Source organism: Bradyrhizobium sp. USDA 3256, assembly GCF_054058275.1.
This window is the reverse complement of record NZ_JBSSAE010000002.1, coordinates 3,018,241-3,032,620: the sequence shown is the minus strand read 5'-3', so window position 1 is coordinate 3,032,620 and position 14,380 is coordinate 3,018,241. Positions and strand designations below refer to the sequence as shown.

The 14,380-nt window shown below is 64.5% G+C and carries 14 protein-coding genes; 6 read left to right on the top strand and 8 right to left on the bottom strand.

Translation table 11 applies throughout. The features are described from left to right. Positions 1–108 precede the first annotated feature (108 nt). Positions 109–384, bottom strand: coding sequence for a hypothetical protein (locus ACVWY5_RS15820; protein WP_016842954.1), 276 nt, complete (start codon positions 382–384; stop codon positions 109–111). A gap of 291 nt (positions 385–675) precedes the next feature. Between ACVWY5_RS15820 and ACVWY5_RS15815 the strand changes: the two genes are divergently transcribed. Together ACVWY5_RS15815 and ACVWY5_RS15810 are read left to right on the top strand one after the other, a co-directional pair. Next, positions 676–2,484: a class I poly(R)-hydroxyalkanoic acid synthase gene (locus ACVWY5_RS15815; protein ID WP_028332192.1), complete on the top strand. Its 1,809-nt coding sequence runs from the start codon at positions 676–678 to the stop codon at positions 2,482–2,484. A 109-nt stretch (positions 2,485–2,593) separates the two neighbouring features. Continuing rightward, a complete protein-coding gene (locus ACVWY5_RS15810; RefSeq protein ID WP_028332193.1) occupies positions 2,594–2,992 on the top strand; it encodes an MAPEG family protein in 399 nt (132 codons plus the stop codon). 50 nt (positions 2,993–3,042) lie between these two features. Here ACVWY5_RS15810 and ACVWY5_RS15805 read toward each other — a convergent pair whose 3' ends face one another. From ACVWY5_RS15805 to ACVWY5_RS15785, 5 genes are all read right to left on the bottom strand, one after another. Further along, positions 3,043–3,633: a class I SAM-dependent methyltransferase gene (locus ACVWY5_RS15805; RefSeq protein WP_028332194.1), complete on the bottom strand. Its 591-nt coding sequence runs from the start codon at positions 3,631–3,633 to the stop codon at positions 3,043–3,045. A 14-nt stretch (positions 3,634–3,647) separates the two neighbouring features. Continuing rightward, positions 3,648–4,625, bottom strand: a complete 978-nt coding sequence (gene argC, locus ACVWY5_RS15800; RefSeq protein ID WP_028332195.1) for an N-acetyl-gamma-glutamyl-phosphate reductase — start codon at positions 4,623–4,625, stop codon at positions 3,648–3,650. Further along, positions 4,622–5,299: an FMN-binding negative transcriptional regulator gene (locus ACVWY5_RS15795; RefSeq protein ID WP_028332196.1), complete on the bottom strand. Its 678-nt coding sequence runs from the start codon at positions 5,297–5,299 to the stop codon at positions 4,622–4,624. Before ACVWY5_RS15795 ends, argC begins: the two co-directional genes overlap by 4 nt. Positions 5,300–5,638: 339 nt before the next feature. Continuing rightward, positions 5,639–6,628, bottom strand: coding sequence for an MBL fold metallo-hydrolase (locus ACVWY5_RS15790; protein ID WP_028332198.1), 990 nt, complete (start codon positions 6,626–6,628; stop codon positions 5,639–5,641). Between the two features lie 148 nt (positions 6,629–6,776). Next, a complete protein-coding gene (locus tag ACVWY5_RS15785; protein ID WP_028332199.1) occupies positions 6,777–7,307 on the bottom strand; it encodes a DedA family protein in 531 nt (176 codons plus the stop codon). A gap of 185 nt (positions 7,308–7,492) precedes the next feature. Here ACVWY5_RS15785 and ACVWY5_RS15780 point away from each other — a divergent pair, with 185 nt between their 5' ends. The 4 genes from ACVWY5_RS15780 to ACVWY5_RS15765 all read left to right on the top strand — a co-directional run bounded on the left by ACVWY5_RS15780 (position 7,493) and on the right by ACVWY5_RS15765 (position 12,034). Continuing rightward, positions 7,493–7,861 (top strand): hypothetical protein, encoded by a 369-nt coding sequence (locus tag ACVWY5_RS15780; RefSeq protein ID WP_028332200.1) that lies wholly within the window; start codon positions 7,493–7,495, stop codon positions 7,859–7,861. 126 nt (positions 7,862–7,987) lie between these two features. Continuing rightward, positions 7,988–10,048, top strand: coding sequence for a DNA topoisomerase IV subunit B (gene parE, locus ACVWY5_RS15775; protein ID WP_028332201.1), 2,061 nt, complete (start codon positions 7,988–7,990; stop codon positions 10,046–10,048). A gap of 226 nt (positions 10,049–10,274) precedes the next feature. Then, positions 10,275–11,066 carry an outer membrane protein gene (locus ACVWY5_RS15770; protein WP_028332202.1) on the top strand — a complete coding sequence of 264 codons (792 nt, stop codon included), beginning with the start codon at positions 10,275–10,277 and terminating at the stop codon, positions 11,064–11,066. 197 nt (positions 11,067–11,263) lie between these two features. After that, the gene (locus ACVWY5_RS15765; RefSeq protein WP_028332203.1) at positions 11,264–12,034 is read left to right on the top strand and encodes a glucose 1-dehydrogenase; all 771 of its coding nucleotides are present in this window, start codon (positions 11,264–11,266) and stop codon (positions 12,032–12,034) included. A 75-nt stretch (positions 12,035–12,109) separates the two neighbouring features. Here ACVWY5_RS15765 and ACVWY5_RS15760 read toward each other — a convergent pair whose 3' ends face one another. Continuing rightward, positions 12,110–12,886, bottom strand: a complete 777-nt coding sequence (locus tag ACVWY5_RS15760) for an outer membrane protein (protein WP_038377172.1) — start codon at positions 12,884–12,886, stop codon at positions 12,110–12,112. Between the two features lie 200 nt (positions 12,887–13,086). Further along, entirely contained in the window at positions 13,087–14,331 is a 1,245-nt protein-coding gene (locus ACVWY5_RS15755; protein ID WP_028352420.1) for an FAD-dependent oxidoreductase, read from the bottom strand. Between the last annotated feature and the right edge of the window lie 49 nt (positions 14,332–14,380).

The window sequence follows — 14,380 nt, the reverse complement described above, 5'->3', positions numbered from 1 at the left end:
GAATTCAGGCGCACGATCTGGGGGCTGCGGCCGGATCTGCGGTTGAACTGGGTTTCTTTTAGCACGGACATCGGGCGGCGCCAGCGCTGATCGGTCGTTCGTCGGGCGCTACTTCCCGCTTTGGGCAGCCGTCGAGGCCTGCCGCGCGCGCGCGGCAATCAGCTCCTGCTCGATCTTGGCCTGGTCCGCCGGCTTGATCGTCGGATCGGCGCGGTCGGGCGGAAGATCGTGGACCGGCAGGTAGCCGCCGGCGTCCTTCTCGCGCGCCGGCGCATCGGCCGGCATCGTCATATCGGCGATCGTGCTCGAGCACCCGCTCAGCGCCACCAACGACGCGAGCAGCACTGCGGCCGCGAGCCCCCTGTTCATTCGATCGATCGGCATGCGCCGAATTGTCCCCAACAAGCTAGCGCGCACGTCGCACGTTGCCGACACGGGTCGCACTGGTACGAGCCTTGCAGCGTCCCCGCTGCGTTAATTCCGACTTCAGCGTTTCAAACCATTGTCGCCCGAAACGCTTAAAGCGGGAACACCAAAAGCGACCCCTGAGGCTTCAATATGACTAAACAAAGATTTTTTCTCGCACCGCAACAGAGCGAAACATCGGATTTTGACTGATTTCCATTGCCGCACCGCGCGATGACGCCCTCCAAACGACGCGATATTGTACCAGAGATGAGCAACGTTAGTACCGACACCCAGGCCACCCCGAAATTCAACGCCGAAGCCTTCGCCATGAACATCGCGCGGGCGATGGAGAGCAGCGGCCAGGCGCTGGCAGCCTATCTCAAGCCGCGCCAGACGGGAGAAGTCCGCGACAAGCCGCCGAATGAGCTCGGTGAGGTCATCAAGACCTTCAGCGTGATCGCCGAATACTGGCTGTCCGACAAGGAACGCGCCTCGTCGCTGCAGATGCAGCTCGGCAAGGACTATCTCGATCTCTGGGGCTCGGCGGTGCGCCGCATGGCCGGCGAAGCCGATGCCAAACCGGCGATCGCCCCGGCCCCGCGCGACAAGCGCTTCCAGGATCCGGAATGGAAGTCGAACCAGTTCTTCGACTTCATCCTGCAGCTCTATTTGCTGACCGCGAAATGGGCGCAGCAGCTGGTCCATGACGCCGACGGGATCGATCCCCACACGCGCAAGAAGGCCGAATTCTACGTCCAGCAGATCACCAACGCGCTGGCGCCGTCGAATTTCGTGCTGACCAATCCGGAGGTGCTGCGCGCCACCGTCGAGACCAATGGCGACAATCTGGTGCGCGGCATGAAGATGCTGGCCGAGGATATCGAGGCCGGCCACGGCACGCTGCGGATCCGCCAGTCTGACTCGAGCAATCTCGAGGTCGGCGTCAACATGGCGACGACGCCGGGCAAGGTGATCTTCCAGAACGAGCTGATGCAGCTGATCCAGTATTCGCCGGCGACCGAGAACGTGCTGCGCACGCCGCTGCTGATCGTGCCGCCCTGGATCAACAAGTTCTACATCCTCGATCTGCGCCCCGAGAAATCCTACGTCAAATGGTGCGTCGACCAGGGCATCACGGTGTTCGTGATCTCCTGGGTCAATCCGGACAGGGAGCTCGGCAAGAAGACCTGGGCCGACTACATGACCGAAGGCCCGCTCACGGCGATGGACGTCATCGAGAAGGTCACCGGCGAGATGAAGGTGCACACCGCCGGCTATTGCGTCGGCGGCACCCTGCTCGCCTCGACGCTCGCCTATCTCGCCGAGAAGCGCCGCCAGCGCGTGACGTCGGCGACGTTCTTTGCCGCGCAGGTCGACTTCACCCATGCCGGCGATCTCCTGGTGTTCGTCGACGAAGACCAGATCTCGGCGCTCGAACGCGACATGCAGGAATCCGGCGTGCTCGAGGGCAGCAAGATGGCGATGGCCTTCAACATGCTGCGCTCAAACGACCTGATCTGGTCGTATGTCGTGAACAATTATCTGAAGGGCCAGACGCCCTCCTCGTTCGACCTGCTGCACTGGAATTCGGACGCGACGCGGATGCCGTCGTCGAACCACTCCTACTACCTGCGCAACTGCTATCTGGAGAACCGCCTGTCGACCGGCACCATGGTGCTGGACAACACGCTGCTCGATCTGTCGAAGGTGAAGGTGCCCGTCTACAACCTCGCCGCACGCGAGGATCACATCGCGCCGGCGGAATCGGTGCTCTACGGTTCGCAGTTCTTCGGCGGCCCGGTGAGATATGTGCTGTCCGGCTCCGGCCATATCGCCGGCGTCGTCAATCCGCCCGCGTCGAAGAAGTACCAGTACTGGACCAACGACAACATCAAGGACATGAAGCTCGCCGACTGGCTGAAGGGCGCCGAGGAGCACAAGGGCTCGTGGTGGCCCGACTGGCGCGGCTGGCTGGAAAGCCATGATCCGGAGACGGTCCCGGCGCGCATGGTCGGCTCCGACGGCACGCAGGTGCTCGAGGACGCCCCGGGCAGCTATGTCCGCGTGCGCGCATAGCGTCAGGTGTTCGCGTAGCATCAAGTCTTCGCGTAGCGCCAAGTCTCCCGCTCAGCTATAAACAGACGGTCCCGACGGTCGGGAATCGAATTCACGTGAGGGGGAGACGATGACGCGCGAACTGTTCTGGCTGTCGCTGACGGTGATCCTGACCGGGCTCTTGTGGATCCCCTACATCATCAACCGCTGCCAGGTGCGCGGCCTCTCCGGCGCCATGGGCAACCCCTCGCGCAACGACAAGCCGCACGCGGAATGGGCCAACCGGCTGATGTTCGCCCATGACAACGCGGTCGAGAACCTCGTGATCTTCGCGCCGCTGGTCCTGATCCTCAACGCGGCCGACTATTCCACCAAATGGACCGTGCTCGCCTGCGCCGTCTATTTCTGGGCCCGCGTCGCCCACCTGATCGTGTACACGCTCGGCCTGCCGGTGTTCCGCACCCTGGCCTTCACGGTCGGCTTCCTAGCCCAGGCCGTGCTGGCGCTCGCGATCTTCAAGGTCGTCTGATCCAAATATTCCCCCCGGTTGCGGCGACAGCCGCGCCGGCGCGGCATCAACTAGCAGCCCTTGCGCACCACGATGTGCAGCATCGTCGCGGGCGCCTCGTCAAAGCTCTTGATCTCGCTGGTGTCGGACGAGACTTGCGTCCACGCCCCTGACGCGGCGTAGGTCGCAGCGAGCCAGTCTGCCGCGGGATAATTGTAGTAGCGGCCGATGCTGTCGCGGCCATCGCCATGGCCGATCTTGTAGCTCGCGTAGAAAACGCCACCGGGTTTCAGCGCCCGATGGATGCGGCCGAGGATGCCGGCCAATTCGTCGCGCGGCACATGCAGCAGGCAGGCGCTGGCCCAGACGCCGTCATAGGCTTCGCGGTCCTCGAGCTCATCGAACAGCATCGCCTCGACGGGATGATTGATGCGGCGCGCCGCGACCTCGGCCATCTCGGGCGACCCGTCGGTCGCACGCAGCACAAAGCCTTCGGCGAGCATGACAGCGGCATGATTGCCGGCGCCGCAACCGAGTTCGAGGATCGCGCCGCCCGGCGGCAGCAGCTTCAGAAAGCCGATCAGCCGGGTGGACGGGGCTTTCGCCCACCCGGCATAGGCCTCGGCATTGCGCCGATAGAACTGCAGCGTGGCGTCGTCCACGATCCGCGTCGCCGTCAGCTGTCGGCCAGCCCGAGCATCAGCCGCATGTTCTGGACCGCGGCACCCGAGGCGCCCTTGCCCAGATTGTCGAGCCGCGCGACCAGCACCGCCTGGTGGTGCTTGTCGCTGGCGAAGACATAGAGCTCGAGCTGGTTGGTCTCGTTGAGTGCCTCCGGCTCGAGCCGCCCGCCCTTGGCGGCCTCGTTCTGCAGCGGCATCACGGAGACATATTTGCTGCCGGCGTACCATTTCGCCAGAACCGCCTGCAAATCGGCGCCGGTCGGTTTGCCCGGCAGTGCGTCGAGTTGCAGCGGCACCGAAACCAGCATGCCCTGCCGGTAGTTGCCGACCGACGGGATGAAGATCGGCCTTCGCGTCAGATGCGAGTAGAGCTGCATCTCCGGCACGTGCTTGTGCTCGAAGCCGAGGCCGTAGAGCTCGAAGGCCGGCGCCGAGCCGTCCTCGAAGCTGGCGATCATCGACTTGCCGCCGCCTGAATAACCGCTCACCGCGTTGACGGTGACGGGATAATCCGCCGGCAGCAGGCCGGCATCGACGATCGGCCGCAGCAGCGCGATCGCGCCGGTCGGATAGCAACCCGGATTGGAGACCTTGTTCGCGTTACGGATCTTGTCGGCCTGGTCGGGCGCGAGCTCGGGGAAACCGTAAGCCCAGTCGGGCGCAACGCGATAGGCTGTCGAGGCATCGAGCACTTTCGGCGCGGCATTGCCCATTGTGTCGATCAGCGCCACGGTCTCCTTGGCGGCCTCGTCAGGCAGGCAGAGGATCACGAGATCCACCTCCTCCATCAGCGCGCGCTTGGCGCCGGCGTCCTTCCGCTTGTCCTCGGCGATGTGCTTCACCGCGACGTCGCCGATCGAGAGCAGCCGTTCCTGGATGCCGAGGCCCGTCGTGCCGGACGCGCCATCGACGAACACGGTGGCCTTGGTCGCACCGCTCTTGGTCTTTGGATTGGTGTCGGTGAGAGTCATGGCACGCTCCTTTCGAGCTCGTTCGTTTGGTTAGCAAAGACTTCCGGCCGCGCCTGCCGCATCAGATGCGCAATCTGTTGCGCGCCGGCATCCGCCTGCACGCCAAGGTGGGCTGCGACCGCCGCAAAGTCGGTCTCGGATTTGTGCTGGTTCAGCTTGAAGCTGCCCTCCACCTCTTCCACCGTCATCTCAAAGCCCACGATCGCCTTCTTCATGGCATCGAGCCGCGCGGCTGTCATCTTGCCTGACATCCACGGCTTCTTCGGCAGCAGCCGGTCCTCGAACTTCGCACTCAGCGCATCGACCTGAAGCGCAAGTTCCTCACCCGACAGGGTCCGCACCGGCCCCGTCAGATGCACGGCCTGATAGAGCCAGGTCGGCACCTGGTCGGGCGACACATACCAGTCCGCCGACACATAGGCATCCGCGCCGTTGACGGCCAGCAGCCAAGACCCCCCACTTGGCAACCCGCCCGCCAGCTTTACCAGCGGATTGTGACGGGCAACATGAAACAGCGCCTGCGGTGTCCCGTCAGCGGCATAGGTCAGATAGAACGGGAGCGCGGAGGCGATCGGCTTGGCGCCGTCCCACGCGCAGGCCATGCCGAAACCGCGCGCTTCCGCGAAGGCAAGGCTCGCGGCGCGGTCAGGCTTGAAGGGCGGTGGCGTATACATGATTGGTGCTCCTGCATGACGAAGGAGCCACCAGATCGAACCGCGTGTCTTTTTCAGGAGAGCGCCGCGGGATCAGGTCCGGCGGCAGAGGCGATGGTCTTAAACGCGAGCGACCGCCCATACCGCGAAAATGCGGCGGCGGCGGGCAATGATGATGGTCGCGGCGTTGATCATGTGCGCGGCTATAAGGCCGCGCCCGCTTGACGTCAAGGTTGCTTTTGTCATTCCGGGGCGCGCGTTGCGCGCGAACCTCAGATGCGCAATCGCGCATCGGGGAATCCGGAGGTTGCGGCGCGAGATTCCGGGTTCGATGCTTACGCATCGCCCCGGAATGACACCTTAAATCGCCGGATTCCACGGTGCCGGCACGACGCGATAGCCGCTGCCGTCCTTCACCACATTGCCGAGGCCCGGGAACGGATAGTGGAAGCCCTGCACCTGGAGCCGCTCGGCAACCACCATGTCGTAGATGCGCCGGCGGGTCTTCTCCGCCACGTCGCCGTCCTGGTCGAAGAACGCATGCCAGCCGGGGTTGGTCGCGAACAGGTTCGGATTGTTGGTGACGTCGGACTGGATGAAGACCTTGTCCGGGCCCGAGGCCAGCACGTAGGAGGTGTGGCCCGGCGTGTGGCCGACGGTCTCGACCGAGGTCAGGCCCGGCGCGATCTCCTTGCCCCACTCGTAGGGCGTGACCTTCTTCTTCAGGCCGGCTTCGAAGATATTGCGGTTGTTCTTGAACAGGCCCTGCATGCGGCCGGCCGGCGCCCGGCTCATCTCGCCATCGTCCATCCAGAACTTCCATTCGGTTGCCGGCACCAGCACCTCGGCATTGGGGAATGCCGGCGTGCCTTCGGCGGTCAAGAGGCCGTTCACGTGGTCGCCGTGGAAGTGCGAGATCACGACCATGTCGACACTCTTGGGATCGAAGCCGGCGGCGACGAAATTGTCGGCGAACAGGCCATTGGCGCCCTTCGTGCTGGCCTTCGCCAGCGCGCCATTGCCGGTGTCGATCACCACCAGCTTGCCGCCGGTGTTGAGCACCAGCGGTGCGAACCAGATCGTCATCATGTCCCGCGGCATGAACGCCTTCTCCAGCGCCGCGTTGACCTCGTCCCGCTTCGCATTGGGGATGAAGGAGTCTTCCAGCTTGAAGACGTTCTTGCCGTCGGACACCACGGTGACGAGGATGTCGCCGACCTTGTAGCGATAGAAGCTCGGCGCCTGCTTGTCGGCGACCGCCGCCACAGCGGCCGCAGGAACGGCTGATAGCAACGGTGCGGCGGCGATGCCGGCGGCGCCGGCGAGAGCATGACGTCGTGTCAATTCCATGTGCTGTCCTTCCCAGTAAGACTGCGCCCGATGAATTCGCGCCCGGTGGGCGCGGTTGTATCAGCGTTTCGATACTCGCGCGATGCCGACAGCGCGAGCGGTTACCCTCCCGCCTAACCCCTGCAGGTCGGCCTTATTCCGGAGCTTGCTACACCACCCGCCACACCCACTCGATGGCATGCGCGATGACGTCGCCGAACAGCAGCAGCGCTGCCGACCAGACCAGGGCGGAGACGAAATTGGCGATCTGGAATTGCCAGTACGACATTTCGAAAATGCCGGCCGCAAGCGGCACCGAGGCGCGCAGTGGACCGAAGAAGCGGCCGATGAAGATGCTGGGCACGCCCCAGCTCTTCACGAAGGCCTCGCCCCGCGGCAGTATCTCCGGGTAGCGCGACAGCGGCCACATCTGCGCGACCTGCTCCTTGTAGCGATAGCCGAACCAGTAGGAGACCCAGTCGCCGAGTGCAGCGCCGACGCCGCCCGCGATCCAGATCGGCCAGAAGCTGATCCCGCTGACGCCGATCAGGGCGCCGATCGCGACCAGCGCGCCCCAGGCCGGAACCAGCAATGAAATGAAGGCGAGCGATTCAGCGAACGCCAGCAGCATGACGATCGGAGCGGCCCAGGCCTGGTGGTGGCGGACAAATTCGGCCAGGGCCCGCGCAAGGTCTTCCATCTCGTCGTGTGCCTTCCCGCTCCGTTGAACCTCGATTGAACCTTTCTAGCAGCACGCAGCCTAAGAACAGGTAAGCCAGCCGATCGCGTGACATCAAGTCACAAAGGCGGGGATCGAGCGTGATTTCCCGTAAGGCCCCTGAGGTCCAGGCTGGCATCTCCCTCACAAGAAAAAGGAATTACTGGATGATCGGATCGCTGATGATGTGCGTGAGCGTTCTCGTCCTGCTGTTCGGAATGCTCGCGGGCATCGCCATGGGTATCCATCACGACTTCACGTTGGGACCGGCGCATGCGCATCTCAATCTGGTCGGCGGCGTACTGCTGTTCCTGTTCGGCCTCTACTACCGGCTGGTGCCGGAAGCGGGCAGCATGCTGCTCGCCAGAATCCAGGGCTGGCTGCATATCGTCGGCGGCGTCCTGTTCCCGGCCGGTGTGGCCGCCGTGCTGCTGAAGGGACCGTCGTTCGAGGCGGCGCCGATCGTCGGATCACTGCTTGTGGTCGCCGCCATGGCCCTGTTCACGGTCGTTGTATTCCGCACCTCGCGGGCGTAATCGCGGTCTCCTATCTATGAGGATGGCCGGGCTCCAGGGTGCGGCCGTCCCCATTTGCAGCCCATCCGTGGCATAGTCAGAGCAACCGATTCGCCGCGCCGTGACCGGTGCGCCACTTGAAGAACCATGGCCAAATCATTGAAGTCGAACGCCAAAAGTAAATCTGCCGACGATCTGTTCGGAGCCCCGGAACCGAAGGGACGCGCTCCGGCGAAGGCTGCTTCGCGATCCGCCGGAGGCGCCGAAGCCGGCTATACGGCGGCTGACATCGAGGTGCTGGAGGGGCTGGAACCGGTCCGCCGGCGCCCTGGCATGTATATCGGCGGCACCGACGAGAAGGCCCTGCACCACCTGTTCGCCGAGGTGATCGACAACTGCATGGATGAGGCGCTGGCGGGCCACGCCACCTTCATCGACGTGGAGCTGACCGCCGACGGCTTCCTGACCGTGACCGACAATGGCCGCGGCATTCCGGTAGACCCGCATCCGAAATTCCCGAAGAAGTCGGCGCTCGAAGTCATCATGTGCACGCTGCACTCGGGCGGCAAGTTCGACTCCAAGGTCTACGAGACCTCGGGCGGCCTGCACGGTGTCGGTGTCTCCGTGGTCAACGCCCTCTCCTCGCGGCTCGAGGTCGAGGTTGCGCGCAGCGGTCAGTTGCATCGCATGACCTTCGAGCGCGGCCATCCCAAGGGCAAGCTCGAAGACCTCGGCAAGGTCAACAACCGCCGCGGCACGCGCATCCGCTTCAAGCCGGACACCGACATTTTCGGCGCCAAGGCGGCTTTCAAGCCGCAGCGTCTGTTCAAGATGACGCGCTCGAAGGCCTATCTGTTCGGCGGCGTCGAGATTCGCTGGCACTGCGACCAGGAGCTCTTGAAGGGCGTCGAAGACGTCCCGGCGGAAGCCAAGTTCCACTTCCCCGGCGGCCTGAAGGACTATCTGGCCGCGGCGATCCACGCCGACACGCTGGTGCATCAGGATATCTTCTCCGGCAAATCCGGCCGCAGCGGCGCGCATGGCGCGTGCGAATGGGCCGTGGCCTGGACGGCCGATGCCGACGGCTTCCTGTCGTCCTACACCAACACGGTGCCGACGCCCGATGGCGGTACGCACGAATCGGGCTTGCGCAGCGCATTGTTGCGCGGCCTCAAGGACCACGCCGAACGCGCGGGCCAGGGCAAGCGTGCGGCCTCCATCACCTCGGAAGACGTGATGGTGGGCGCGGCCGTCATGCTCTCGGTGTTCGTGCGCGAGCCTGAATTCCAGGGCCAAACGAAGGACCGCCTCGCCACCGCCGAAGCGCAGCGCATCGTCGAACAGGCGATGAAGGATCCGTTCGACCATTGGTTGTCGGGCAATCCGAACCAGGCCAACCGGCTGCTCGATTTCGTGATCGATCGCGCCGAGGAGCGGCTGCGCCGCCGCCAGGAAAAGGAGACTGCGCGCAAGACCGCCGGCAAGAAGCTGCGCCTGCCCGGCAAGCTCGCCGATTGCTCCGACGCCGGTACCGAAGGCTCCGAGCTCTTCATCGTCGAAGGCGACTCGGCCGGCGGCAGCGCCAAGCAGGCGCGCGATCGCAAGACCCAGGCAATATTGCCGCTGCGCGGCAAGATCCTCAACGTCGCCTCTGCCGGCAAGGACAAGCTGACGGCTAACGCGCTACTCTCCGACCTCGTGCAGGCGATCGGCTGCGGCATGCTCGCGCATTACCGCGAAGAGGATCTGCGCTATCAGCGCATCATCATCATGACCGACGCCGACGTCGACGGCGCGCACATCGCTTCGCTGCTGATCACCTTCTTCTATCGGCAGATGCGGCCGTTGATCGACCAGGGGCACCTCTATCTGGCGGTGCCGCCGCTCTACAAGCTGACCCACGGCACCAAGTCGGTTTATGCCCGCGACGACGTGCACAAGGACCAATTGCTGAAGAGCGAGTTCAACGCCAACGCCAAGGTCGAGGTCAGCCGCTTCAAAGGCCTCGGTGAAATGAACCCGACGCAGCTCAAGGAAACCACGATGGATCCGGCCAAGCGCACGCTGCTGCGCGTGGTGCTGCTGGCCGACGATCGCGAGGGCACCGCCGACTCGGTCGAGCGGCTGATGGGCACCAAGGCCGAAGCCCGCTTCGCCTTCATTTCCGACAAGGCCGAATTCGCCAGCGACGACCTGCTCGACGTCTAGGCCCAACCGATTGATCTGAAATGAGTTTCCGGCCGCCCCCAGATCGGGGCGGCCGTTGCCATTTTGCCCGTTCGGAGAGCCCCAGTGGCTTCGTTTTCGGCCGGATGTGTCTCACCAGCAACAGCATTTCCAACGGAACCACGTATAGTCCCAACATGAGTTTCGGGAATCGGTGCCAGCGCACTCCCCTGAGCGACCTGATCGAACGCTAGTCGAGGATTTGGATATGAAGAAGATTTTGCTCGCTCTGACCGCGGTTGCTGCGATGACGGCATCGGCGTCGGCTGCCGACCTGGCCGCCCGCCCCTACACCAAGGCTCCTGCCCCGGTTCCGGTCGCTCCGAGCTGGACCGGCTTCTACATCTTCGGCGGTGGCGGCGGCGGCGTCTGGGACGCTGACACGGGCGTCCAGTCGACCGTCACGGGTGCGCCGATCCTCGGCTTCAACCAGCGCCAGGGCGGCGATGGCTGGTACGGCACCGTCGGCGCCGGTTACGACTGGCAGACCGCCAACAGCTGGGTCATCGGCGTGTTCGCCGACGGTCAGTTCGGCAGCCTGAAGGGTACCATCCAGGATCAGGGTCCGTTCGTCGCCGGCAACATCAAGAACGACTACAGCTGGGCGGCTGGTGCGCGCCTCGGCTACCTGATCGCGCCGAACGTCCTGTCCTACGTCAACGCCGGTTACTCCAGCTCGCACTGGAAGGGCACCACGCTGTTCAACACCGCAAGCGCGCTTCCCTCGGGTCTGCACACCAACGACTTCGATCGCGGCGGCTGGTTCGTCGGCGGCGGCGTCGAGAACAACCTGAACATCTTCGGCATCACCGCGCCGGGCTGGTTCATGAAGACCGAGTATCGCGCCGCTTACTACGACAACAAGAACATCTCGGAGCTGGTCGACGGCACCAACATCTCGAATGGCCGCGACATCACCTTCAAGCCGCTTGTCCAGACCATCAGCACCTCGCTGGTCTACCGCTTCAACTGGACCGGTCCGGTTGTCGCCAAGTACTGAGCTGCGTACTGATCCCTGCTGAGATTGCAGAGCAAAAGCCCCGGCATTGTCCGGGGCTTTTTTGTTGCCCGAACGTCGTGGAAATCGCCCCACGCGCAAGCCCGCCGGCGCAGGGCGGACCGGCTGTGGCCGATCTGGTCAGCGCCGTGACGATCGGGCACTCTCGCGCCCGGTTCAAACCTCAGCGGACAACAACAATGAAAAACGGACAGTTTGATCTCTCGGGCCGGGTCGCCATCGTCACCGGCGGCAATGGCGGCATCGGGCTTGGCATGGCGCGCGGCCTGGCGGACGCCGGCGCGGCGATTGCCGTGGTCGGCCGCAACGAGGCGAAGTCGAAGGCCGCTGTCGAGGATCTCGGCAAGCGCGGCGCCAAGGCGATCGCGGTGGCAACCGACGTGACCGACAAGGCCGCCGTCCCGGCCATGGTCGAACGGGTCGTTCGCGAGCTCGGCGGGATCGACATTCTCGTCAACAACGCCGGCATGAGCATCCGCAAGCCTCCGCACGAGCTCGAGCTGGAGGAGTGGAGCAAGGTGATCGATACCAACCTCACCAGCGCGTTCATGTGCTCGAAGGCGGCCTATCCGGCGCTCAAGGCGTCGGGCCACGGCAAGATCATCAATATCGGCTCGATGATGTCGATCTTCGGTGCGAGCTTCGCCGCGGCCTATGCCGCGAGCAAGGGCGGCATCGTGCAGTACACCCGCGCCTGCGCCAACGCCTGGGCTCCCGACAACATCCAGGTCAACGCCATCCTGCCCGGCTGGATCGATACCGACCTGACCAAAGGCGCGCGCCAGCAGGTGGCCGGGCTGCACGAGCGCGTGCTTGCTCGCACGCCGGCGGCACGCTGGGGGGCGATCGACGACTTCGCAGGCATCGCCGTGTTCCTGGCGTCGCCCGCGTCGGACTTCGTCACCGGCACCGCGATCCCCGTCGACGGCGGCTATTCGGTGATGGCCTGAAAACACGAGCGCCCTGAAACACGAGAGCCCCGGCGCATCGCCGGGGCCCTCGCATCCTGTTCGCCTCAGAGTAGTTCAGTAGCGCGCGATGGCCGGCGCGTCGAACTTGTAGTTCACGCGCACCACCGCCCACTGAATGTCGCGCGGCTTGGCATCGAACGTATAGGTCCCTGCGGCGGTGCCGGCGAGCTGATAGGCCTGACGCTCGAAGGCCGCGTAATTGTATTCGACGCCGATGGTCCAGTTGCGGGTGATGCCGTATTCCCAGCCACCGCCGACGGTCCAGCCGCTGGCCCAATGAGTCTGGCTGCCGGAGCCGGTCGACGGCGGAAGGTTGTCGACGACGGACAGGCGGTTGTTCACGCCGGCATAGCCGCCCTTGATATAGAGCAGGTTGTTCTGGATCGCGTAGCCGGCACGACCGACGATCGTCGCCATGACATTCGAGCGCCAGCTGAACTGATCGTCGCGGCCGACGCCGAACACCGTGTTGGTGACGCGGCCGGAATTGTCGAGCCCGGAGATCGTGCCCTCGACACCGAACACGAAACTGTTGGCCTGCCAGTTGTAGCCGATCTGACCGCCGCCCATGAAACCCGAGCCGCGCTGACGGAAGCCCTGGCCCGGCGAGAGGTCGCCGAACGGCGAGGTGTTGGCGCTGTTCACCCACTGCTCGTTGGTCCAGGCACCGCCGAGGTGCCCGCCGATGTAGAAGCCGGCCCAGTTGTAGATCGTTTCCACATAGGCCGGTGCCTTGGTGAACGGACGGGCGGCAAGGTCGGCGGCCGATGCGGCGCTGACGCCGAGCGCCGTGGTTGCAGTCAGGACGGCAATGAATTTGGTACGAAACACAGCAGCACCCCCAGGTTGTCTGACGGGCACAGCTTTTCCAGAGAGACCCTTACCAAAAGAAAATCGCTGAAGCTGCCGGAGCGGAATCCACTCGCGCGCATTTCGAATCTTGTCTTGCTGTTGCGGTCGAGCAACTTTCATCAATCGAATTAAGCAGCTGTTATCCCTGATGAATTCCTTCCGGCCGCACGGCGCGCCGTTCAGCCCGCCGCCGGCGAATGCACGTGCTCCGGCCGCACCCCGACGGCGACCATACGTGCGGTGAGACCCTGCAGCCATGGCATTGCCGTGATCAACCGCAGCGCCAACGGCACCGGCTGATCGCCGGCCTTCAGCGCGGCGCTGATGATGTTGTTCTGCGCGATCACCTGCATGCGCTGTGTCACGCGCACAGGGAATTCGCGGCGCCGTCGCACCGCATCGAGCTCGTCTTCCGACGGCACGCCGTGAACGAGCTTCGCCGCCAGGATGTTGGCGGTCGCGACGGCATCCTGCACCGCGAGATTGACGCCAACGCCGCCGATCGGCGACATCGCATGCGCGGCGTCGCCGATGCAGAGCAGGCCGGGACGGGTCCAGCGCGTCAGGCGATTGATCGCGACCGTGAGCAGCTTGACGTCGTCAAAGCTCTTCACGTCGGCAATGCCGGCCTTGAGGATCGGCGCCAGCCGCAGCACGTCGTCGAGCAGCGACGGCAATCCCCTCGCCTTCACCGCCTCGTATCGGCCCTTGGCGATCACATAGGCGCATTGCCAGTAGTCGCCGCGATCGAAGGTCACCATCATCTTGCCGTGCTCGACGCGGGCGAACAAATTCTCGGTCTCGTCCGGACGCCGCCCGACGCGAAACCACAACACATCCATCGGCGCGCCGATCTCCTCGACGTCGAGGCCGGCGCGCTCGCGCACGATCGAATGACGTCCGTCGCAGCCGATGGTCAGATCCGCCTCGATCTCGACCGGGCCGTCGGGTGTGTTCGCGTGCACGCCTGCGACAGCATCGCCGCGCCGGATCAGATCGGTCGCCTCGGCCTTCATCAGCACCTTCAGCGAGGGGAAGCGCTTGCCGCTCTCGCGCAGGTAATTGAGGAAGTCCCACTGTGGCATCATCGCGATGAAGGGGTATTTGACGCTGAGGCGGCGGAGGTCGGCGATCCGCACCGAGGTGCCGCCGAACATGCCGTCGAGCGTCTGGATGTCCTGATGCGGCAGCTTCAGGAAGCCGTCGATCAGGCCGAGTTCGTCCATCACCTGCAGGGTCGACGGATGCACGGTATCGCCGCGGAAGTCGCGGAAGAAGTCGGCGTGCTTCTCCAGCACCACGACATCGACCCCGGCGCGTCCGAGCAGATAGCCAAGCATCATGCCGGCCGGTCCGCCACCGACCACACAGCAGCGCGTCCTGATCTGACGCGTGTTCGGCCCTGCCGGATAGCCTGCATCCATGATGCCGTCCTCACCGCTGCCTCGCCCTTCAGAACCAGATTGTAACGCG

Bases quoted from the DNA above. Each gene is read 5' to 3' on its own strand.
- ACVWY5_RS15820 (WP_016842954.1), bottom strand. From the start codon at position 384: ATGCCGATCGATCGAATGAACAGGGGGCTCGCGGCCGCAGTGCTGCTC.
- ACVWY5_RS15815 (WP_028332192.1), top strand. From the start codon at position 676: ATGAGCAACGTTAGTACCGACACCCAGGCCACCCCGAAATTCAACGCC.
- ACVWY5_RS15810 (WP_028332193.1), top strand. From the start codon at position 2,594: ATGACGCGCGAACTGTTCTGGCTGTCGCTGACGGTGATCCTGACCGGG.
- argC (WP_028332195.1), bottom strand. From the start codon at position 4,625: ATGACTCTCACCGACACCAATCCAAAGACCAAGAGCGGTGCGACCAAG.
- ACVWY5_RS15795 (WP_028332196.1), bottom strand. From the start codon at position 5,299: ATGTATACGCCACCGCCCTTCAAGCCTGACCGCGCCGCGAGCCTTGCC.
- ACVWY5_RS15790 (WP_028332198.1), bottom strand. From the start codon at position 6,628: ATGGAATTGACACGACGTCATGCTCTCGCCGGCGCCGCCGGCATCGCC.
- ACVWY5_RS15785 (WP_028332199.1), bottom strand. From the start codon at position 7,307: ATGGAAGACCTTGCGCGGGCCCTGGCCGAATTTGTCCGCCACCACCAG.
- ACVWY5_RS15780 (WP_028332200.1), top strand. From the start codon at position 7,493: ATGATCGGATCGCTGATGATGTGCGTGAGCGTTCTCGTCCTGCTGTTC.
- parE (WP_028332201.1), top strand. From the start codon at position 7,988: ATGGCCAAATCATTGAAGTCGAACGCCAAAAGTAAATCTGCCGACGAT.
- ACVWY5_RS15770 (WP_028332202.1), top strand. From the start codon at position 10,275: ATGAAGAAGATTTTGCTCGCTCTGACCGCGGTTGCTGCGATGACGGCA.
- ACVWY5_RS15765 (WP_028332203.1), top strand. From the start codon at position 11,264: ATGAAAAACGGACAGTTTGATCTCTCGGGCCGGGTCGCCATCGTCACC.
- ACVWY5_RS15755 (WP_028352420.1), bottom strand. From the start codon at position 14,331: ATGGATGCAGGCTATCCGGCAGGGCCGAACACGCGTCAGATCAGGACG.